At 37.2% G+C, this 360-nt stretch carries 1 pseudogene; it reads left to right on the forward strand.

What is annotated here, in order from left to right:
- A pseudogene (locus tag NE665_RS24830) lies at window positions 1-360 on the forward strand (transposase); the annotation flags it as partial.

Raw genomic sequence — 360 nt, forward strand, 5'->3', positions numbered from 1 at the left:
AAACATACTATTCTCTTTAGGTATCAAAGATATATGTCAGCAGATAACTGATCGTCATAAATTCCAGTTTGACTTGACTTCTATTGTCAGCGACCTTGTCAATACCAGAATCATTTATCCCGGCTCTGAGCGTTCCTCTTTTAAAGATGCACATCATTTCTTAGATGTCCCTCAATATCAGCTGGAAGATGTCTATCGTTCTCTTCCTGTCCTTGCGGATGAGCGTTACTTTGTCGAGAAGGAATTATACCTCAACAGCTCATCTATGTTTGAACGCAATAACAGTGTTCTTTTCTACGATTGTACGAATTTCTATTTTGAAATCGAGGAAGAAAATGATTTTCTTAAATATGGGAAGTC

This window comes from Clostridium sp. DFI.1.208, from assembly GCF_024463855.1.
Classification (GTDB): domain Bacteria; phylum Bacillota_I; class Bacilli_A; order Erysipelotrichales; family Erysipelotrichaceae; genus Clostridium_AQ.